18 protein-coding genes are annotated in these 20,187 nt (G+C 73.8%); 9 read left to right on the top strand and 9 right to left on the bottom strand.

Annotated elements, in window-relative coordinates; genetic code table 11:
- The 4 genes from ACEPPI_RS24945 to ACEPPI_RS24960 all read right to left on the bottom strand — a co-directional run.
- Positions 1-2,050, bottom strand: a 2,050-nt coding sequence (locus ACEPPI_RS24945; protein ID WP_373917494.1) for a nitrate- and nitrite sensing domain-containing protein, incomplete at its 3' end; no start/stop codon positions are given.
- A gap of 198 nt (positions 2,051-2,248) precedes the next feature.
- Positions 2,249-2,593 (bottom strand): ribosome-inactivating family protein, encoded by a 345-nt coding sequence (locus ACEPPI_RS24950; RefSeq protein ID WP_373917495.1) that lies wholly within the window; start codon positions 2,591-2,593, stop codon positions 2,249-2,251.
- Positions 2,594-2,665: 72 nt separating this feature from the next.
- The gene (locus ACEPPI_RS24955) at positions 2,666-3,325 is read right to left on the bottom strand and encodes a class I SAM-dependent methyltransferase (protein WP_373917496.1); all 660 of its coding nucleotides are present in this window, start codon (positions 3,323-3,325) and stop codon (positions 2,666-2,668) included.
- A 97-nt stretch (positions 3,326-3,422) separates the two neighbouring features.
- Complete coding sequence (locus ACEPPI_RS24960; protein ID WP_373917530.1) at positions 3,423-4,889, bottom strand: IucA/IucC family protein; 1,467 nt, start codon at positions 4,887-4,889, stop codon at positions 3,423-3,425.
- Between the two features lie 217 nt (positions 4,890-5,106).
- On the opposite strand from ACEPPI_RS24960, the gene ACEPPI_RS24965 reads away from it, so the two are divergent.
- A complete protein-coding gene (locus ACEPPI_RS24965; protein WP_373917497.1) occupies positions 5,107-6,651 on the top strand; it encodes an IucA/IucC family siderophore biosynthesis protein in 1,545 nt (514 codons plus the stop codon).
- Positions 6,652-6,786: 135 nt separating this feature from the next.
- Complete coding sequence (locus ACEPPI_RS24970) at positions 6,787-7,623, top strand: GntR family transcriptional regulator (RefSeq protein WP_373917498.1); 837 nt, start codon at positions 6,787-6,789, stop codon at positions 7,621-7,623.
- Between the two features lie 48 nt (positions 7,624-7,671).
- Here the strand turns inward: ACEPPI_RS24970 and ACEPPI_RS24975 are convergent, their stop codons facing one another.
- Complete coding sequence (locus tag ACEPPI_RS24975; protein WP_373917499.1) at positions 7,672-8,043, bottom strand: proprotein convertase P-domain-containing protein; 372 nt, start codon at positions 8,041-8,043, stop codon at positions 7,672-7,674.
- Between the two features lie 399 nt (positions 8,044-8,442).
- On the opposite strand from ACEPPI_RS24975, the gene ACEPPI_RS24980 reads away from it, so the two are divergent.
- Both ACEPPI_RS24980 and ACEPPI_RS24985 read left to right on the top strand, forming a co-directional pair.
- The gene (locus ACEPPI_RS24980; protein ID WP_373917500.1) at positions 8,443-8,655 is read left to right on the top strand and encodes a hypothetical protein; all 213 of its coding nucleotides are present in this window, start codon (positions 8,443-8,445) and stop codon (positions 8,653-8,655) included.
- A complete protein-coding gene (locus ACEPPI_RS24985; protein WP_373917501.1) occupies positions 8,652-9,278 on the top strand; it encodes a hypothetical protein in 627 nt (208 codons plus the stop codon). The genes ACEPPI_RS24980 and ACEPPI_RS24985 overlap by 4 nt, the downstream gene beginning before the upstream one ends.
- Before the next feature lie 163 nt (positions 9,279-9,441).
- On the opposite strand, the gene ACEPPI_RS24990 is transcribed toward ACEPPI_RS24985, so the two are convergent.
- The gene (locus ACEPPI_RS24990; RefSeq protein ID WP_373917502.1) at positions 9,442-9,810 is read right to left on the bottom strand and encodes a helix-turn-helix transcriptional regulator; all 369 of its coding nucleotides are present in this window, start codon (positions 9,808-9,810) and stop codon (positions 9,442-9,444) included.
- Positions 9,811-10,040: 230 nt separating this feature from the next.
- Here ACEPPI_RS24990 and ACEPPI_RS24995 point away from each other — a divergent pair, with 230 nt between their 5' ends.
- The 3 genes from ACEPPI_RS24995 (at position 10,041) to ACEPPI_RS25005 (ending at position 14,069) form a co-directional block, all read left to right on the top strand.
- Complete coding sequence (locus ACEPPI_RS24995; protein WP_373917503.1) at positions 10,041-11,000, top strand: SigB/SigF/SigG family RNA polymerase sigma factor; 960 nt, start codon at positions 10,041-10,043, stop codon at positions 10,998-11,000.
- A 199-nt stretch (positions 11,001-11,199) separates the two neighbouring features.
- Complete coding sequence (locus ACEPPI_RS25000; RefSeq protein WP_373917504.1) at positions 11,200-12,279, top strand: glycine betaine/L-proline ABC transporter ATP-binding protein; 1,080 nt, start codon at positions 11,200-11,202, stop codon at positions 12,277-12,279.
- Positions 12,279-14,069, top strand: a complete 1,791-nt coding sequence (locus ACEPPI_RS25005; RefSeq protein ID WP_373917505.1) for an ABC transporter permease/substrate binding protein — start codon at positions 12,279-12,281, stop codon at positions 14,067-14,069. Before ACEPPI_RS25000 ends, ACEPPI_RS25005 begins: the two co-directional genes overlap by 1 nt.
- Positions 14,070-14,156: 87 nt before the next feature.
- On the opposite strand, the gene ACEPPI_RS25010 is transcribed toward ACEPPI_RS25005, so the two are convergent.
- Positions 14,157-16,358 (bottom strand): MMPL family transporter, encoded by a 2,202-nt coding sequence (locus ACEPPI_RS25010; protein WP_373917506.1) that lies wholly within the window; start codon positions 16,356-16,358, stop codon positions 14,157-14,159.
- Positions 16,359-16,613: 255 nt separating this feature from the next.
- Here ACEPPI_RS25010 and ACEPPI_RS25015 point away from each other — a divergent pair, with 255 nt between their 5' ends.
- The gene (locus tag ACEPPI_RS25015) at positions 16,614-17,798 is read left to right on the top strand and encodes a sensor histidine kinase (protein ID WP_373917507.1); all 1,185 of its coding nucleotides are present in this window, start codon (positions 16,614-16,616) and stop codon (positions 17,796-17,798) included.
- Positions 17,795-18,466: a response regulator gene (locus ACEPPI_RS25020; protein WP_373917508.1), complete on the top strand. Its 672-nt coding sequence runs from the start codon at positions 17,795-17,797 to the stop codon at positions 18,464-18,466. Before ACEPPI_RS25015 ends, ACEPPI_RS25020 begins: the two co-directional genes overlap by 4 nt.
- Before the next feature lie 350 nt (positions 18,467-18,816).
- Here ACEPPI_RS25020 and ACEPPI_RS25025 read toward each other — a convergent pair whose 3' ends face one another.
- Together ACEPPI_RS25025 and ACEPPI_RS25030 are read right to left on the bottom strand one after the other, a co-directional pair.
- The gene (locus ACEPPI_RS25025; protein WP_373917510.1) at positions 18,817-19,029 is read right to left on the bottom strand and encodes a hypothetical protein; all 213 of its coding nucleotides are present in this window, start codon (positions 19,027-19,029) and stop codon (positions 18,817-18,819) included.
- 59 nt (positions 19,030-19,088) lie between these two features.
- Positions 19,089-20,168 (bottom strand): alpha/beta hydrolase, encoded by a 1,080-nt coding sequence (locus ACEPPI_RS25030; protein ID WP_373917511.1) that lies wholly within the window; start codon positions 20,166-20,168, stop codon positions 19,089-19,091.
- Positions 20,169-20,187 lie beyond the last annotated feature (19 nt).

Consider the following 20,187-nt stretch of genomic DNA (forward strand, 5'->3'; position numbering starts at 1 on the left):
CGTCGGCCCCGGGCCCGGGCCGGTGTGCGGGCGGGCGTACGGGGGCGAGCGCGACGGCCGGGCCCGGCGCGCGGCGGGTCCGCAGTGCGGGGTCCGTCTCCCGCTTCCGCTCCGCGGCGTCGGGCGCCAGCAGCGCGTTCGGGAGGATCACCACGGCCGCGGTGCCGCCGTACACGGAGCGGCGCAGGGTGACCCGGGCCTGGAGCTGCTCGGCGAGGTGGCCCACGACGAAGAGGCCCAGCCGGTGCGCGTTCTCCGCGAGGACGGAGTACGGGGGCGCCGAGTGCAGACGTTCGTTCATGGCCTCGTAACCGGCGGCCGACACCCGTGGCCCACGGTCCTCGATCTCGACCGACAGCCCGTCCGCCACGAGTTCGGCGCGGACGACCACCTTCGAGCGGGGCGGCGAGAACCGGGTCGCGTTGTCCAGCAGTTCGGCCAGCAGGTGGCTGATCTGGCTGATGACGTGCGGCTGCACGCTCGCCTCGTCCAGCGCCTGCCGTTCGATCCGGCGGAAGTCCTCGACCTCGGCGGCTGCTTCGCGCAGCAGGTCGGCGACGCGCATGGGGTCGGTGTGCGGGTCGGGGATCTCGCCTCCGGCGAGGATCAGCAGGTTCTCGATCTGGCGCCGCATTCCCACCGTCAGCTGGTCGGACCGCATGAGCTGGGCCAGGAGGGCCTCGTCGTGGCCGAAGGTGTCCTGGAGGTCCTCGGTCAGGCTCAGCTGCCGGCTGACGAGGTTCCCGGTCCGGGAGGCGATGCCCGAGGCGAACAGGCCGAAGCCGTGGCGTTCGGCGGCGAGCTGCCGGTGTCCGTCGACCGACACGGCGACGACCCGCGCGAAGGCGTCGGTGATCTGCCCGACCTCGTCCTGGCGCCCGCGCACGGCCGGCAACGCCCGGGTGTCGACGGGCTCGCCGCGCTGGAGCCGGGCCACCACACCGGGGAGCGTCTCCTCGGCGATGGCGACCGTACGGGTGTGCAGACGGCTCAGCCGGCGCAGGACCGACCGGGTGGTGAGGACGACGACGGCGGTGACGAACAGCAGGGCCCCGCCGCTGGCTCCGATCAGCCAGTAGACCTCTGTCTCCAGCTCGGAGGCCTTTGCGTCGGCGTGCGCGAACACGCTGCGGGCCCGCTCCGTGTTGAGCGTGGCCAGTTTCGGTGCGAAGGCGGCGTAGGCGGCGGGCCAGCCGTCGACGTCGGCCGGCAGTTTCACCCCGGTCGCGGTGTCCTTGTGGTTGGCGACGACCGCGTTCTCGATGCGGAACTTGGCCTGCCAGGCCGCGGAGCCGGTGAGCTCGTCGTACGAGGCCAGTTCGGCGGGCGGGAGGTACGGGACGATCCAGGTGTCGTACAGGTACCGGTGGGTGCCGACGGCGTCGAGGAACCGGGAGAAGCCGGTGGCCGCCAGCTCGCGCGTGGGCCCGGCCAGCGCGAGGGCCGTGTCCTCGCGCGCGACCATCTCGGCCGCCGAGAACAGCGCGACGGCTGGCCTGCTCTCCTGCGAGAGCTCGGCGTCGTCGGAGTGGCTGAATTCATCCTGGTAGGCGCGGATGATGTCGTCGATCACGCCGGTGTAGTAGCCGACCGCCTGCTCCGCGCTGCCGGTGTGGGCGTCCGCGCGTTTGCGGTAGGAGTCCAGCAGGTCGAGCCGGTCGGCGACGGAGCCGACGCGCCCTCCGTCCTCCCCGGCGCTCCCCGAGACCTTCCGGAACTCCGCCGCCGCCTGGTCCGTCCCGGCCCGCCCGTCGCGCAGGGCGCCGTCGGCGACGGGGGATCCGGCCCATCGCGCCGCCGTCATCGCCCGCTCGGCCTGCAGCTCGTTCATCAGCCTGACCAGCGGTACGCCGATCCGTTCGCCGGTCTCCACGTCGGCGCGCAGGTGATCCGACTGGGCCAGCAGCCGCTGGGCGGTCATGGTGACCTGGGCGCCCATCGCCACGGTCGGGACGACGGCCAGGCAGACCAGCATCGTGCGCAGGCGCACGGTGCGGCGGCGCCGGAGGGGCGGCGGGCTCGGGGGGCCTTCGGGTGCCATCTCAGACATGGGTCCTCGGAAGCGGCAGGAGCGGGAAGGGGCCTGGTCGAGGGCATGGCGGAACTGCCGACACGGCCCTGTGGGGTAAGGATGCCGATCATATCCAGCCAGTCCAAATAAACGGAGACCGCAGGGGCGGCGGCTGAAATCCGCCCTCGACCGACAGGCCACACCCCGTCGGTGTGGGGGCCGACGGCATGCCCCTTCTCAGGCCGCCGCCCCGGCCGGCAGCCGTCCGCCGGTCACCCAGATACGTGACATCGCATCGGGGAAGGCGGGATACCGGGCGGCCTCGCAGATCATCTCCGGGAGCACGAGCATCCCGTGCGCGGTGCGGTTCGGTTCACGGGTCCGGTCCAGCCAGGTCACGGCGCCGCCCAGGGGCCGACGCCCCATGCCTGTCCGGGCAGGCCTCTCGTGCTGCGGACCACGCCATGGTGGGGCGGCGCGGCACGGTCCAGCCGTTTCCTGCCCGATCCGCCTTGCCCGCCTGCCCGCCTGCCCGCCTGCCTGCTCGCCGGCCTGGGGCGGGCTCCTCGGGGTGCGGACCACGGCGTGGCGGGCCGCGGCCCTCGGGCACGGGCGACCCAGTCGGGTACGAGCGGCCCCGGCGGCCCCGATGGGTCAGGCGGGTCCGGGGGTGGGGGCTTTGCGGGCCAGGACGAAGCCGTGGGGGCCCGTCTCGTTCGTGCCCGGTTCGCGCACCAGGCGGGCCACCTCCGCCAGTCCCGCCTCCGCCAGCCGCTCGGCGACCAGGCCGGGCGGGGTCCCGTACACGTCGGGGTCGGCCGGATGGCCGTGGGCGTGGTCCGGCAGCCGCCCGTCCCCCGCTTCGAACGCGAGCAGCGCGTACCCGCCCGGAGCCAGTACCCGGGCGAACTCCGTGAAGACGGCGGGAAGCTCCGCGGGCGGGGTGTGCGCGGTGGAGTGCCAGGCCAGTACCCCGCCCAGGACCCCGTCCGCGACGTCCAGCGAGGCCATCCGGCCCACCTCGAACCGCAGCCCCGGATAGCTGCGCCGGGCCACCGCCACCATCGCGGGGGACAGGTCGACGCCGAACGCCCGTACGCCGAGACCGTTCAGGTACGCCGTGATCCCGCCCGGCCCGCAGCCGAGGTCCGCGACGGCCCCGCCGCCCCCACCGCGTACGCACTCGGCGAAGGCGCCCAGCATGGCCCGGTCCAGGGGCGCGGCCTCCAGGACGCCCGTCAACAGCCGGGCGTGGTCGACGGCGACGGCGTCGTAGGACGCCCGAACGGCACTCAGGCGCGAGCTCTCTGTCATGCCCCTGAACAGTAGCCCGCCCGGGGGCGGGTCTCACCCCCCGGAAGCCGTCGACGGGCCGTCGACCGGACCTGTTCCCCCGCCCGTCGACCGCCCGTCAGCCGCCGGCCAGCGGATTCGGGAGCTCCGCCCACTGGTCGCCCGGCACCCCCGGACTCAGCCGCATCAGGGTCAGCGCCTTCACGGGCAGCGGCCGGTTCCTCAGCAGTTCCGAGTCGGCGGTGGGCGGCAGACCGTCCAGCGCCCCGGCCAGTGCCTCGCCGAGAACGGCCGAAGAGCCCGCCGTGGCGGCGAGGGCCCCGGCCACCAGGGAGCCGAACAGTTTGCGCCGCAGCACCGTCTCGTCGTCCGTGACGAGCCGGCCCGACAGCGGGGGCACCGCCAGCCCGTGCCGGGCCAGCCGGGCCGGGCTGATCCGGATGTCGGCGAGGTCGCGGTAGACGAGCCGCCGCGGCGCCCCGTCGGGACCCATGACCAACAGCAGGTTCTGGCCGTGGGCCTCCAGGGCCACCCCGAGGTCGAGCACCTTCAGGCACACCGACACCGCGAGGCGGGCGAACTCGGCCTGCCAGGCGGCGGAACGGGACAGCTCCGTGCCGGCCAGCGCCGCCACCGGCACCACCCGCTCGCCGGGCCCCGCGTACGCCTCCGGAGCCTCACGGAGCACCGCCGCCAGGTCCGGGCTGTGCGCGGTGGCCGCGCCGAGGGTGCGGGTGATGTGCAGGCGGCCGTCGAGCCGCTCCGTCAGGGCGTGCGCGAAGGCGGACACCACGGCAGCCGTCTCCACCGAGTACCCCGAGATGTCCCGGACGGAGGAGGTCAGCCGGGTGCTCAGCGCCGTCTTCACGTGGGGGCCGCCCGCCGCCGGGGCCAGCGTGCGCAGCGCCATCAGCGGATGCGCCGCGAGAGCACCCGCCCGGACCTCCTCGCCCTTCAGGACGTGCTCCGCCTGCCAGGGGTGCACCGGCACCAGGACGCGGTCCCCGTCGCGCAGGTGGTCCGGCCAGTCCCCGGTGACCAGGCACTCCCGGAGCGGTACGGAAAGCAGCCCGAGCTCGACCAGCGGCCGGTGCTCCGGCGCGTACGCCAGCTGTTCGGCCACCGAGAACCCGGGCCGGGAGCGGCAGTTGGGGTGGTAGGGATGGCCGTCGACCACGCTCTGCTCCCACTCCCAGCCGGTGCGCGGCTCCCCGCCGGGACCTCGCGGCCGTCCGGCCCGGGACAGGGCGAGGGATGCGGTGCTGTCGTCCAGCTCGGCGGCGAAGGCGCCCCCGTGGGGTACTCCGAGCGCCTCCACCAACCCCGCGGCCCGCCGGTGGGTCCGCCCGTCGAGCCGCAGCTCGGTGACGAGGTCGCCGGTGGCGTACGGGTCCGCCTGCGGGCCCTCCAGCCGCCCGCCCCCGGCCAGCAGCAGCGTGAGCGAGTCCGGCCCGCCCTCCCGGCGCGCCACCCACGGCAGCGGCTCGAAGGCCAGCGCCCGCCACAGCCGGGTGAGCACGGCCGACCGCGCGCCGTCCAGGGAGGCCTCGTACGCTGCTGAGAGCGAGGGTCGTACGCCGGCCAGCGCGGCGCGGACCGCCTCCTCGGCACCGGTGGCGGCCGTGCTCGCCGGGGTTCCGGTGGCGGCCGGGGCCGCGGTGGTCTGATCGGGGTCGGGGACGTGCGTGCTGCGGTCCAGGGTCCCGTTCCTTTCGTGTCGCTTTATCCGATGATCACATCATCATCACTGATACTGAAGATCACGGCCGACGGTTCCCCTCCGTGGGACCCCGGCGCACCGGATGGACCGAATGGAACCAGTGGACCTCAACACCGCCGCCGACGCCTGCGCGGCCGCCCCGCTCCTGAACTGCCTGCTGCGGGAGGTGGCCGACGCCCAGGGCGCGGGCGTCCACCGGCTGCGCGGAAGCGGCCGGCTCCTGAGGGTGGGCGGCGGACGCCGGCCCTCCGACCCGGCCCTGCGCACGGCGGACGGCTGGCAGCCGCTCAGCCACGCGGAGCTGGTCAAGCTCACCTCCGACGAGCTGCGCCAGTACACCGGCGTCTCCAACGACGAGCTGCCTTCCGAGATCGCCGACAGCCGGGCGGCGGTCGCCGCGCTGCTGGCCGCGCGGGCCGCCGCCGAGGCCCCGGAGGATCCGTACCTGCGGTCCGAACAGGCCCTGGTCATGGGGCATCCGCACCACCCCGCCCCCAAGGCGCGCGGCGGCGCGCCCGCCGCGAGCTGGCTCCCCTACGCCCCGGAGGCCCACGCCCGCTTCCCGCTCGTCATGCTGGGCCTGCGCGAGGACCAGGTGGCCGAGGAGGGCGGCCCGGCCGCCGCCGCCGCGGTCGACGCGCTGGCCGGGATCCTCGACGGCCCGCGCCCGCCCGCCGGGTACCGGGCCCTGCCCGCCCACCCCTGGCAGCTCGAACTGCTCGCCGGACGGCCCGGGCTGCGCGAGGCCTTCGCCGACGGCCGGCTGCTGCGGCTCGGCCCGACCCGGCTGCCGGTGTGGCCCACCGCCTCGATCCGCACCGTGTACGCCCCCGGTCCGGACGCCGACCTGTTCGCGAAGTTCAGCCTCGACGTGCGGATCACGAACGACGTGCGCCGGCTGTGGCGCCACGACCTGCTGAAACTGCGCCGGACCGATGCCGCCGTCGAGGCCGTCTTCGCCGATCTGCGCGGGCGTACGGGATCCGGAGCGGTCTGGCTCGCCGACCGGGGGTACCGCACCGCGGCCTTCGCCTTCGAGGAGCTCGCCGTGCTGGTGCGCGACGGCCTGCGGACACGGGTGGCCGAGGGGGCGACCCCGCTGCTGGCCGCCGCGCTCGCCGAGGACTTCCCGGGGAGTCCGCTCGCGGCGGCGGCCGACCCCGTGCGCTGGTGGCGGGCGTACCTGCGTCACGTCGTGCCTCCGGTGCTGTACCTGTTCGCCCGGCACGGGATCGTGCTGGAGGCCCATCTGCAGAACTGCCTCGTCGCGGTCGACGCCGACGGCCTGCCGGTACAGGCCCTCTTCCGCGACGCGGAGGGGGTGAAACTTCCCCCGGACATGCCGCGCGGGGCGGCTTGGGAGCGGCTCGTGTACTGCCTGGTCGTCAACCACCTGGCGGAGGTGGCGGCGACGCTGGCCGAGCACCGGCCGGAGCGGGCCGCGGAGCTGTGGCCGGCCGTCGCCGAGGAACTGCGGCGCTTCGATGCCGTGCACGGCCTCCCGGAGATCGCGGACCTCCTGAACGCCCCCGCGCTCCCGGCCAAGACGAACCTGCTGCTGCGGTGGACCCGTGCGGACGGCGCCGACGCCCGTTACCTGCCGCTGCCCAATCCGCTGCGGGGGTAGGGGCCGCGGCGTCCGGGAGCGGGATTTGGCCAAGGTGGTCCAGGCCGGGGCAACTGCCGTACCGAAAGGTATAGACCAATGCTAGGTTGGGCGGGCAGACCGCGCAGTCCTTGACCACCCGTCAGAGGAGAAGCCATGCCCTCCCCGTCGCGGGGCGGCGCCCCGGCCGCCATGCCCAAGTACCAGCGGATCGCCGCAGAGCTGCGGGCCGAACTCGACCGCTCCGCCCACGACTCCGGCGGCCGGCTGCCGTCCGAGCGCAGCCTCGCCACCCGGTACGGGGTCAACCGCCAGACCGTCCGCGCCGCGCTCCAGGAGCTGCGGGCCGACGGGCTGATCGTCACCGGCCGCCGGGGTACCCGGGCGGCCGGGAGTCAGGCCGCACCGGCCGTATCAGCCGCACCGGCCGCATCGGTGCCGCCGCTCGCACCGGCCGCCCCGGGGAGCCACCCGTACCCGACCGGGTCCCCGGGCGGTCCGGCCCCGCACACGGCCGGAGCGGGCGCGCGGGGGACCGTCACCCGGCTCACCCTGGTCACGGTGCCGCCCTCGCTCGCCGCGCTCCTCGGCATGAGCGGCGGCGCGCGCACGCTGGTCCACCACCGGCGCGTCCACGGCCCGGGCGGCGAGGCGCTCCGGCACGCCGTGACGTACATCTGTCCGCGCACCGCCGCCCGGACGCCGGAACTGGCGCCGTACCTCGACCGGTCGGCCGCCGCCCGCGACGAGGACCTGCGGCCGTTGCACCGCTGGCTGGAGCGGGTCGCCGTCCGGGGCCGGACCGCCGAGACCATCACGATGACCCGCACCAGCCGGCCCGAGGCCCCGGCCGCCGCCTGCGGCCTGTCCGTACGCCGCCTGCTCCACGACGCCTCCGGCCGGCTGGTCGCCGTCACCGACCTGGCCTTTCCGACCTGGGACCGGCTCACGTTCCACCGCCGCCCGGAGGCCATCGGATTCCGCGTCAGTTAGGCCTTCGAGGAAGGCCGGACCCGTTATCGCCGGGCGCGGGGCGCCGGCTCAGAAGCGCAGCGCCCAGGAGTCGAGACGGCCGGTGTGGCCGGCGCGGGTGTCGAACACGCGCAGCCGCCAGACGCCGTTCGCCGCGTGTGCGGAGGCGTCGACCGCGTAGACCACGTGGAAGTCCGGTACGCCCCAGCCCTCCCACTCGTCCTTGACGGGGATGACGGCGCCGTCCGGTGCGATCACGTCGATCCGCAGGTCCCCGGAGTCGGCGTGCTCGATGCCGATCTCGATGTCGAGGTCGGCCGGGGCCTTCCCGGGCACCCCGGCGACGGTGACGGGGGAGAGCACCGTCTCCAGGTCGGCGATGGGGAAGTCGGTGGTGTTGGCGACGTGCGGGCCGCGCGGGCGTTGCGGCGTGGTGCCCACGTAGAGCAGCCGGTCGGGGGACCCGGGGCCGACGTCGGTGAGTGATCCGGTGGTGGCGAGGGCGGTGAGGGCCGCGCCGACCTGGGCCGGGGTGGCCGCCGGGTGCCCGGAGAAGTACAGGGGGTGCGTCGGTGCCGGTGCGCGGGGTGGGGAGTGTGGTTCGGAACCCGCCCACCGGGACCCCGCCGCTCCGGGGTCCGCGCCCCGGCCCCACCGGGTACGGCGTGCTTCGACGTCGTCTCGTTCGGCGCGTCGTCGGCACCCAGGGCGGCCTGACCACCGACGGGGACGGCCGGGTGCTGCGCAACGCCATCGCGGGCGAGAGTGGGCGACTCTGACGGAGTCGAGTGTTCCGCTGCCGCGCCCCGGGAACGTACGCTCGGTACGACGGTGACGGGGGTGGGGCACGAGCCGCGACGACCGCTGGGGCTTGGCCATGCGGTGCTGTTCTTCGGGGCGTGGGGGTCGCCGGCCTGGATCCTGTGGGATCCGGACCTCGGCTGGTGGATGTACGCCATCGCCGTCGCGCCCTTCCTGATCCTGGGTGCGGCGGCTGAGCGCTTGTTGTCCCGCCTTCGGCTGATGGGCGCAAGACGAGGAAATGTGAAGTGACTCTTTTACGCGACCGCATCACGCCCATACTGGTAATTGCTGGGTCTGGTGTGGCGATCGGTGCGCTTGGCGCCCTCACGGGGCATTCCGACAGCCCCCTTTCCCACGCGGTGAGCCTCGTGTTCTCCGGCGGCTGGTCGTGGGCGTGTTTCGCCTTCCTGGTCGGCTGTTTTCGTCACTCGAAGGCCGAATCGGCCGTGCTGGCCTCCCTGGGACTGGCCATCGGCGTGGTCGTCTACTACGTGCTCAAGGCCTTGATTCCGGTGAAAGCGATCGGGATGGAGGTCGCGGTCACACCGAGCGGCGGGGATGTCTGGTCGAAGATCCTCGTCTGGGGAACGCTCGCGATCCTTTTCGGCGCCCCGCTGGGACTGTTCGGAAACCTGGCGCGGATCCCCGGTGTCGCCGCCCTTCCGTTCCGTCTCCTCGTTCCGCTGATCGCCTTTTTTGAGACGACGATGCGGGTGGATGTGGAGGCTGCGGCCGCGGGGCCCGGTGCCGAGTCCACCTGGAGCGCGGTTCGTGTGCTCGCCGTCCTCGCCGCCGTGGCTCTTGTGGGACACACGGTGTGGGGGTGGCGCGCTCGGCGCGACGGCCCGGGAGTCGGGTCGGGTTCGGGCTGAGCCCGTTGCCGTGGGCGAGCGAGCGTGCGGCGTACGGGGATGACCACCGGCGGCGGCCGAGGGGCCGCCCCGCCGGGTGGGCGCCTCGCCAGGTCGCCAGGTCGCCCGGGTCCTCAGGTCGCCAGGTCGCCCGGGTCCTCAGGTCGCCAGGTCGCCCGGGTCCTCAGGCCGTCGGGAGCGGGGGCGCCGGCGCCGGGGGTTCGGCCGGCGCGGGGCCGTCCGTCTGCGGGGGTGCGGTGTCGCCGAAGGCATCGGTCGCGGGGACGGGCGCGACCGGGCCGGTCAGGGTGTCCGGGTCCGGGACGAGGTTTCGGGGTGCGGCGGCGGCGCCGGTGAGGAGGGCGAGGAGGCCGGCCACCTGGACCCCGGCCTCGGCGGGATGGCGGAACACGGCACCCGCCGAGATCTCGTACCGGTTGCGACGTCCGTCACGCACCCGCTGGAGGTACCCGTCGGATTCGAGGTCGGCCACGATCGTCTGCACGGTGCGCTCGGTGAGCGCGCACGTCACGGCCACATCCCGCAAACGCACGGCCGGATCCCGGGCGATGGTCACCAGGACGCGGGCGTGATTTGTCAGAAATGTCCAGTTCTGTCGACGTGTCATGCTCCCCATGCGGTCATCATGCGGTACATGATTCATGTCACGCAAGACGCGAAACAGCTTTCCGGTAATTCTTGACGTAAGAGAAGAAGAAGGCCAGCATCTACGGCAGTCAAGGTCCCGCGCCGCAAGCCGACCAGCCCAAGGAGCGAACCCGAATGCCGGTTTCCGCCAGTACCACCTCCAGCGCCATTCCCGGCACCCGTACCGCCGAAGCCGCCGCGCTCCCGTGCCCCCGCCGCACGGCCGAGGCCGCCCGCGCCGCGGGCCTGCCCCGGATCGACGAACCCCGCGAGATGGCCCCGGCCGACGCCCGCGAGCTCTCCAAGGTCTTCTTCCGACGCCTGCGTGCCCTCGAAGAGGGCACCCCGGAGCACCAGTACGTCCGCAACACGCTCATCGAGATGAACGCCTCACTCGTCCAGTACGCCGTGCGCCGCTTCCGCGCCCGGGGTGAGAACGGCGACATCGAGGACATCGTCCAGGTCGGCACCATCGGCCTCATCAAGGCCATCGACCGGTTCGACCCGGACCGCGAGAACGAGTTCTCCACCCTCGCGATGCCGTACATCACCGGCGAGATCAAGCGCCACTTCCGCGACACCACCTGGGCGGTCCGCGTCCCGCGCCGGCTCCAGGAGCTGCGCATCGACATCGCCAAGGCGAAGGAGGAGCTGACCGTCAGGCTCGACCGCTCGCCGACCGTCGCCGACCTCGCCGCGCACCTCGACCTCACCGACGAGCAGGTCATCGAGGGGCTGGTCGCCGCGAACGGCCACACCAGCGGCTCCCTCGACGCCCCGCAGGGCGAGCACGGCGACGGCCCCGCCGAGGGCCACACCCTCGCCGACGTCATGGGCGAGGAGGAACCGGCCATGGAGCTCGTCGAGGACATCCAGACCCTGGCCCCGCTGCTGGAACGGCTCAGCGACCGCGAACGCTCCATGCTGCGGATGCGCTTCGGCGAGGAGCTGACCCAGGCCCAGATCGGCGCCGAACTCGGGATCTCCCAGATGCAGGTCTCCCGGCTGCTCACCCGGCTGCTCGCCCACCTGCGGGCCTCGATGCTGGCCGACCCCGGCCCCGAGCCCGACCGCGCCTGCGCACGCACCGTCTGACCGGAGCCGTGCCCCGTACCGTGAGCTGCGTCACCCGGCCGTTTGCCGGGAGCGGGCCGGGGCAGTCGCGCCACTGGAGCGGAACCACGCCCTCCGGCCGATCGGGCCGCGGGCGCGGGCCGATCGGGCCGATCCCGCCCCGCTCCCCGGCCACCGCCGCCAGCGGTGCGCCGGACCCGGTACGACCCACGAGGTGCATGTGTCCACGCTCCAGGCCGAACACGTCTACAAGGTGTTCGCAAGGCGACCCGGCGACAGGACGGCCGCCGTCCGGGCCCTCGAACGCGGCGCCGACCGCGACGAGCTGCGCGCCGACGGCACGACGGCGGCCGTCATCGACGCCTCCTTCCGCGTCGAGCCCGGCGAGATCTTCGTCGTCATGGGGCTCTCCGGCTCCGGGAAGTCCACCCTCCTGCGGATGCTCAACGGTCTGCTGGAGCCCACGGCGGGCCGCATCCTCTTCGACGGCGAGGACCTCACCGCGCTCGGGGCGCGTGAGATGCGCCACGTACGCTCCACCAGGATCTCCATGGTGTTCCAGCACTTCGCGCTGTTCCCCCACCGCGACGTGCTGGCGAACGCCGCCTACGGTCTGGAGGTCCAGGGCGTCCCCCGGGCCGAGCGCGAACGGCGCGCCGCCGAGGCGCTGACGCTGTGCGGGCTCGGCGGCTGGGAGAAGTCCTGGCCCGACGAGCTCTCCGGCGGCATGCAGCAGCGCGTCGGCCTCGCCCGCGCCCTGGCCACCGACGCCGACCTGCTCCTGATGGACGAGTCCTTCAGCGCCCTCGACCCGCTGATCCGCCGCGACATGCAGGACCAGCTCCTCGAACTCCAGCGGACGCTGAAGAAGACCATCGTCTTCATCACCCACGACCTCAACGAGGCCATGAGACTCGGCGACTCCATCGCCGTCATGCGCGACGGCCGCATCGTCCAGCAGGGCACGGCCGAGGACATCCTCACCCGTCCCGCCGACGACTACGTCGCCTCCTTCGTGCAGGACGTCGACCGCTCGCGCGTACTCACCGCCGACGCCGTCATGGACGAGGCCCCCGAGGAGGTCCCCGACGGCGCGGACGGCTGCACCTGCCCCACCGTCAGCGCCGACACCCCGCTGGCCGACCTGTGCGCCGTCAGCGCCCGGGTCCCGCACGCGGTGAACGTCACCGACGCGGAGGGGGCCGTCGTCGGCTCCGTCCCGCAGGACCGGCTCATCGCCTTCATCGGTGACGAGCAGCGGCCCCCGATGGCCTGCGCCTGCGCGGAGGTGGCCGCCTGATGCCCCGCCTGCACCTCGGCGCCTGGGCCGACAGCACCGTCGACTTCCTCCAGCGCCACCTGTCCTGGCTCTTCGACGCCATCAGCACCGTCGTGACCGGCCTCTACGACGGCATCGACGCGGTGCTCTCCGCACCCGCCCCGCTGCTCTTCGCGGGCATCCTCGCGGTCGCCGCCTGGTGGCTGCGCGGGCTGCTCGCCGGCCTGCTGGCCTTCGCCGCGTTCGCGCTCGTGGACTCGGTGGCGCTGTGGGACGAAGCCATGTCCACGCTGTCGCTGGTCCTCGTGGCGACCCTCGTCACGCTCGTGTTCGCCCTGCCGCTCGGCGTCTGGGCCTCCCGCTCGGACCGGGTCAGCGCCACCCTGCGGCCCGTCCTGGACTTCATGCAGACCATGCCCGCCATGGTCTACCTGATCCCCGGCATCATCTTCTTCGGCGTGGGCGTGGTTCCCGGCATCATCGCCACGATCATCTTCTCGCTGCCGCCGGGCGTACGGATGACCGAGCTCGGCATCCGCCAGGTCGACGCCGAACTGGTCGAGGCCGCCGAGGCCTTCGGCACCACCCCGCGCGACACCCTCGTGCGCGTCCAGCTCCCGCTGGCCCTGCCCACGATCATGGCGGGCGTCAACCAGGTCATCATGCTCGGCCTGTCCATGGTCGTCATCGCCGGCATGGTCGGCGGCGGCGGACTCGGCGGCGCCGTCTACCGCGCCATCGGCAACGTCGACATCGGCCTCGGCTTCGAGGCGGGCGTCTCCATCGTCATCCTCGCCATGTACCTGGACCGGATGACCGGCGCGCTGGGCCGCCAGGTCTCCCTGCTCGGCCGCCGCGCCCTGGAGAAGACCCGGTCGGCCGCGAGCGGCGCGGCCCGGCTCTGGAGCTACCGGCCGCAGCCCGCGTACGCCGTCACCGGCGCCGTCGTCCTGGCCCTCGTGGCCGGCGGCATGAGCACCTTCGGCGCCCACGAGGAGCCCGGCCCGGCCGGCGCCGCCGACATCGGCAAGGGCCGCAAGGTCTCGCTCGGCTACATCCCCTGGGACGAGGGCATCGCCTCGACCTTCCTCTGGAAGGAGCTGCTGGAGCGCCGCGGCTTCAAGGTCGACGCCCGCCAGCTGGAGGCCGGCGCGCTCTACACCGGCCTCGCCGGCGGCCAGATCGATTTCCAGACCGACTCCTGGCTGCCCGTCACGCACGCCCAGTACTGGCAGAAGTACGGGAACAAGCTGGAGGACCTCGGCTCCTGGTACGGACCCACCTCGCTGGAGCTGGCCGTCCCCTCGTACATGAAGGACGTCCGCTCGCTGGCCGACCTCAAGGGCAGGTCCGGCGAGTTCAAGGGCCGGATCATCGGCATCGAGCCGAGCGCCGGCGCGATGTCCATCCTCAAGGACAAGGTGCTGGGGGAGTACGGCCTCGACGGCGAGTACGAGGTCGTCGACGGATCCACCCCGGGCATGCTCGCCGAGCTGAAGCGGGCCTACGAGAAGAAGGAGCCCGTCGCGGTCGTCCTCTGGTCCCCGCACTGGGCCTACTCCTCGTACCGGCTCACCAAGCTGGAGGACCCCAAGGGCGCCTGGGGCAAGGGTGACGGCATCCACACCCTGGCGCGCAAGGGCTTCTCCGACGACGAGCCGAAGGTGGCCGAGTGGCTGCGCTCCTTCAAGCTCACCGAGGCCCAGCTCACCGGCCTGGAGGCGAAGATCCAGGAGACCGGCAAGGGTCAGGAGCAGCAGGCCGTGCGCGCCTGGCTGAAGGACCACCCCGAGGTGGACCGGCTCGCCTGACCGGGTCCCGCCGCCCGGACCTCCGTACGCCGCGGCGGGGGGGGCGGTCGTGGGGGCGCGCGCCGCGGCGTTCCCGGTGCGGCCGGTTCAGCCCACCGGCACCCGCTCTGCCTCCGGCCGGGCCGCCCGGTGCTCACCCCCGTGGGGCCGCGGTCGCAGCGGCCACCACAGCGACCGGCCCAGGAGCGCGGCCAGCGCGGGCACGAGCACGATCGACAGGACGAAGGCGGAGAGCAGGATCCCGACCGCCGTCGCGAAACCGGTCTGCTGCGTACCGGGATGCGGGCTGACGGCCAGGCTCCCGAAGGACGCGGCGAGCACCAGCCCGGCGGACGCGATAGCCGGCGCGGTGTGCCGTACGGCGCGGGCCACCGCCGCCCGGGCCGGTCCGGGCCGCTCCATCTCCTCCCGGATCCGGTCGCTGATCAGGATGTTGTAGTCGGTGCCCAGCGCCACCACGAACAGGAACAGCACCAGCGGGAGCGTGAAGTCCACGCCGGGCCGCCCCAGCCCGTGCTGGAAGACCAGCGTCGAGGCCCCCAGCGTGGCCGCGAAGCCCAGTCCGACCGCGAGCATCAGCACCAGCGGGGCGAGCACGCTCCGCAGCAGGACCAGCAGGATGACGGCGATCAGCACCGCGGCCACCGGGAAGATGACCTTCAGGTCCTCGTCGACCGCCACCGCGATGTCCGCGAACACCGACGCCGTTCCGCCGACGTGGGCCTCGGTCCCGGCGGGCAGGTTCGCACGGACCGTCTTGCGGACCGGCCCCGAGACGAGGTCGCGGGCTTCCTGCCCGCCGGACTCCACCGCCAGCAGCAGGTCGATGCGGGCCGCCTTCCCGTCCTCGCTGAGCACGGTCGGCGCCACCCGGCCCACTCCCGGCACCCGGGCGAGCGCCCCGGCCAGCCCGGCCACCCGCTCCGCGCCGAGCGGAGCGCCGTCCCGGGAGGCGACGAGCACGCTCGTCGGGTCCGAGACCCCGGCGGGCAGCGAGCGGGAGATCTCCGCGGCCGTCAGCACGGCGCCGGTCCGCTCCCCGTCCCCGCCGGACTGCCCGTAGTCCACGCGGATGCCGGCCAGACCCGCCGTCAGCGCGCCGAGCAGCACCACCGAGGCGAGGACCAGCGCCACCGGACGCCGGGCCGTCATCGCCCCGAGCCGCCCCGCCAGGCCCTCGCGCGGCCCGTGCTCCAGGGCGCGTGACGGCCAGAACATCCTCCGGCCGCTCACGGCCAGCAGCGCCGGCATCAGCGTCAGACTGCCCAGCAGCATCACCAGCACGGACAGCGCGATCGCCGGGCCCAGCACCCGGAACTGGCCGAAGGAGGCGATCCCGAGCGTGGCGAACGCGGCGACGATCGTCAGCGCGGCGGAGGTGACGGCCGTCCCCACCCGGCCCGCGACCTCCGCGGCGGCCTCCCGGCCCGTCTCACGGGGGTGGAGCCGCAGCCGTTCGCGGAAGCGGAACAGCAGGAAGAGGAAGTAGTCGATGCCGATGCCCATGAGCACCACGTTGATCAGCCCGGGGGTGGAGGGGGCCAGCCGGATGCCGGTCGCCATCGACGCCAGGATCACCGCCCCGGCCGCCCCGCCCCCGATCACCGCCATCGCGAGCAGCGGCAGCAGGGCCGCGAGCACACTGCGGAAGACCAGTACGTGGAGCAGCACGATCAGGCCCATGACCACCGCGCCGACCACCTTCGACCGGGTCTCCTCCGCGTCGGCGGTGTCCACCGTCGCGGCCAGCCCGCCCGTGAACCCCGTGCGCATGCCCGCCTCGCGGAACGCCGTCCGGGTCTGCTCCCGGAACTCCCGGTAGGTGGCCTGCACCCCCGGGTCCTGCGGATTGCCCTTCAGCCCCGCGGACAGCAGCCGGAAGGAGCGGTCCGGGGCCGTCATCCCGGCGCCGAACCGGGGGACCTGGGAGTGGTCCTGCGTGAAGGGCGGGTCGTCCTTGCTCCTCGGCATGACGATCTTCCGCCCCGCCAGGCGCGCCGACACCTCCTCGATCCTGCGTTCGTCGGCGGCGCCGAGTGCGCCGCCGTCCGTACGGGCCACCAGCACGGTCACCGGATCGCTGTCCGGCCGTGCGCCGAAGTGCTCCTCGGAGATCCGCAGCGCAGCCGCCGAATCGTAGGTGGCGGGCAGGAAGCCGTCGTTGCCGGGCTGGGTGGCGCGGAAGACGAACACCTGGCCCAGGATGGTCAGCCCGATGCCCAGCACCGCCCACAGGGCGATCACCTTCCACGCGTTCCTCGTCGAGCATCCCGTCAGGGCGCGGATCACTGTTCTCCTCCGGTCGGTCCGTTGCGACTGCGCCGGGTCCCCGGCACGTATCCAGACCATCACCGGCCGGGCGGGAAAACGTCCTGGTCAAGGAGGAGTTCCCGGCCGGTACCAGGGTCCGGGGACGGGCCCGGACCAGGACTCGGGTCCTGGTCCGAAGCGGTCCCCGGGGACGGCGACCGGGGTGTGGGCCGGTGTGAGAATGGACCGACGAGGGCTGCCGGGACGGCGGTCCGTGGGGGAGGATCGACACCGATGAGCACGACCCGCGCCGACCGGCTGACGTGGACGCGCAACGACGCACTGGTGGCCGTCGGCGCGGCGGCCGTGGACCTCACGGGCTTCGGCTTCGACACCCAGTTCGAGGGCGCCGCGCTGGAGGTCACCGCCGGGGCCCTGGTGGTGGCCGCGGGACTGTCCCTGGTCGCCCGGCGCCGTCACCCGGTGGCGACGCTGGCGGTGGTGATGGTCCTGGGCGTGGCGGTGAACCTGACCGCCACGGTCTCCCCGCACTTCGGTCTCGCCCCGGCCGTCGCCCTGTACTCGGTCGCCGTGGCCCGCCGCTCCGCGGTGGTGGCCGTGGCCGCCCTCCTGACGGCGCCGTTGAGCAGCCTGGGCCAGGGCGGCCTGCCGTTCGAGCCGGGCTTCGGCGTACTCTCCAACGTGGCGGCCACCCTCCTTGTCGTCGTCACCGGATTCCTGGTCAAGCGCCGGCAGCGGGAGATGGAGGCCAACCGGATCCTGCTCGCCGACCGCGCGGTGGCCGAGGAACGCCGCCGGATCGCCCGGGAGCTGCACGACATCGTGGCCCACCACATCACCACCATGCAGCTGATGGCGGGCGGGGCCCGGGCCAACCTGGCGCACGACCCGGAAGCCGCCCGTGAGGCCCTGGTGACCCTGGAGGGCTCCGGCCGGATGGCGCTCGCGGAGATGCGGCAGCTGCTGGACGTGCTGCGGGCCGGCGACGAGCCGGAGACGGTCCCGCCCGCCCCGCAGCCCGGCGCCGGGGACCTGGACCGGATCGTCGCCGAGTCCCGGCTCGCCGGGATGGAGACGGAGTTCACCGTACGCGGCACGGTCCGCCCGCTCCCGCCCACCGTCGGCCTGACGGCGTTCCGGGTGGTGCAGGAGGCCCTGACCAACGCCCGCAAGCACGCCGGGGACGCGCGGGCCCACGTACGGCTGACGTACCGCCCGGACGAGGTGACCGTGGAGGTGAGCGACGACGGGCCGGGCAGCGGATCCGGAACCGGAGCGGCCCCCGTACGGCCGCCCGGCCGCGGCGGGTACGGTCTGATCGGAATGCGTGAACGCGTCGCCCTGCAGGGCGGCACCCTGGAGGCCGCCCCGCTCGACGCGGGCGGGTTCCGGGTCGCGGCCCGCCTCCCGGTGGCACCGGGCGCCGGCGCCCCCGAGGGAGAGGAAGCCCGCCGATGATCCGTGTGCTCATAGCCGACGATCAGCCGCTGGTCCGGCGCGGCCTGGCCCTGATCCTGGCCCCCCACCCGGACGTCGAGGTGGTCGGCGAGGCCGGCGACGGGGCGGAGGCCGTGGAACTGGCCGGCCGGCTGAGCCCCGACGTGGTGGTCATGGACATCCGGATGCCCGTGCTCGACGGGGTCCGGGCCACCGGCGAACTGTCCCGCACCCGGCCCGGGTCCCGGGTGCTGGCCCTGAGCACCTTCGACATGGACGAGTACGTGGTCGCCGCCCTGCGCGCGGGCGCCTACGGCTTCCTGCCCAAGGACGTCTCCCCCGAGGAACTGATCGCGGCCGTCCGCACGGTGCACGCCGGAGAGGCCGCCGTCGCGCCCCGCCTGCTGACCCGGCTGATCTCCACCTACGTACGAGCCTCCCCGCGCGAACCCCGGCCCGCCGTCCCCGCGTCGCCCACCGGACTCACCCCGCGCGAGCTGGAGATCTGGCGGCTGCTGGCCGGCGGCTTCGACAACGCCGAGATCGCCGCGGAGCTGGACATCAGTGTCTCCACGGTCAAGAACCACATCACCGGCGTCTTCGGCAAGCTCGGCGTCCGCGACCGGGCCCAGGCGGTCATCGCCGCCTACGAATCCGGACTGGTCGAGGCCGAACGGAAGCCCGCTTGATCACCAAGTGTCCGCAGAGCACCCGGTGCGGACCGGCGGACCTCCCCCTGACCAGCCGGAACACTGGAGGATTCGCCCGTGCGCGGCGGACGCCGGTCATGGCACAGTGCGGGGAGTGAGACCACCCGACCAGGGAGCCGCCGTGCGTGATCCGCAGACCGTGCCGCCGCCGACGCGTGTGCTCGCGCCCGAGTTCCGGGCGGGGCGGCCGGGCCCGCTGCCCTCCTGCCCGGTGTGTACCGGCGTCCCGGAGCGGATCTCCTGGCGCCAACGCCCGGGCGAGCCAGTGCTCCTGGTCTTCGAGCCCTGCGGCCACCGCCACGCCTCTCCGGCCCCGCCGGTCCTGGCCGTCACCCCGCCGGCGCCGTACCCCGGGCGATGAGCGCCGTACGCCGCTCCTCCAGCATGTCGACGCACGCCCGGATGCCCGGCGCGGGCTCCGGGGAGGCGTCACGGACGGCCTTCACCGCCATGATGCGGCGGTCCAGCAGCAACAGGGCGTCCACGTGCGCGCGTACGTCCTCGGGCAGTGCCTCCCAGACCGGGGCGACCAGGTTCTCCATGGCCGCATTGAACCCCGGACCGGACCCCCGCTGCCACGGGTTTCGCCCGCCGCCGCGCGTCAGCCGCCGGGGACCGGACCGCGCATGTGCGCGCTGACCCACTGGATCAGCGCCCCGTCGTGCATGCCGGGGACGTACGTGCGCGCGTTGTGCCCGCCGCCCTCGTCGACGTGGAACCTCGTCTTCACGGGGCCGGTCCCGTACTGCCGGATGAAGTTCTCGACCTGCGGCCGGCAGCGCACGTCGCTGCCCTTGGTACCGACCTGGAAGGCGAGGTAGACCTCGGGCCCGTTGCGGTCGATGAGCCGCCGTGCCAGCTCCGGCGGGCTGTTCTCCAGCTTCTCCCGGGGATACCCGCGCCACAGCCGGGAGTCGGGCAGGATGTCGGGACCCCCGGCGATCACGGCCTTGAACCGGTCCGGCTTCTGCAGTACCGCCTTGAGCCCCGCGAAGCCGCCGGTCGAGCTCCCCATGAAGGCCCATCCGTCACGGGACTTGATGGTCCGGAAGGCCGACCGCACCAGATCGGGCACGTCCTCGGTCAGCCAGGTCCCCATCTTCGGCTGCCCCGGGATGTCGCTCCCGTCCCAGTAGAGGCCTTCCTTCCCGTCCGTCCGGGGGTTGAGCACCGGCATGGCCAGGATGAACGGAAGACTGCTGCCGTCCCTGGACCACGCGGAGATGCTCGCCTCCAGCTTGAGGTTCCGGTCCATCCAGTAGTTGACGGGGAAACCCGGCCCGCCCGGCAGCGCGATCATCACCGGGAAGCCGCTGTGCGCGTACCGGGCCTCCTTGTACTGCGGCGGCAGCCACAGCCACACCTTGCCCGTGAACCCCGACTTCTTCCCCGCGAGGGTGGTCACCAGCACCTTGCTGCCGTCCTCCGGGATCGTCGCGGCGATCCTCAGCTCCGGCGCGGGGCCCGTGGGCAGTTGGGTCAGGGCGTCCACGGGCGCGCCCCGCGCCCGCCCCCCGCCCTCGTCCAGCCGTACGGTGTCACCCGTGTCCGAGAACGCGTCGTCCCCGACGAGCGCACCCGTCACCAGAACCCCCGCGACGGCCACCGCCACCGCAGCCCCGATCCACCGGCGCCGTCGTGGGCGCCCGCGGTGCCGTCCCGCACCGACCGTGTCGTTCACGGCAGCAGTATGTCCCTTT

The sequence above is a fragment of the Streptomyces sp. AB3(2024) genome, assembly GCF_041862025.1.
Taxonomy (GTDB): Bacteria; Actinomycetota; Actinomycetes; order Streptomycetales; family Streptomycetaceae; genus Streptomyces.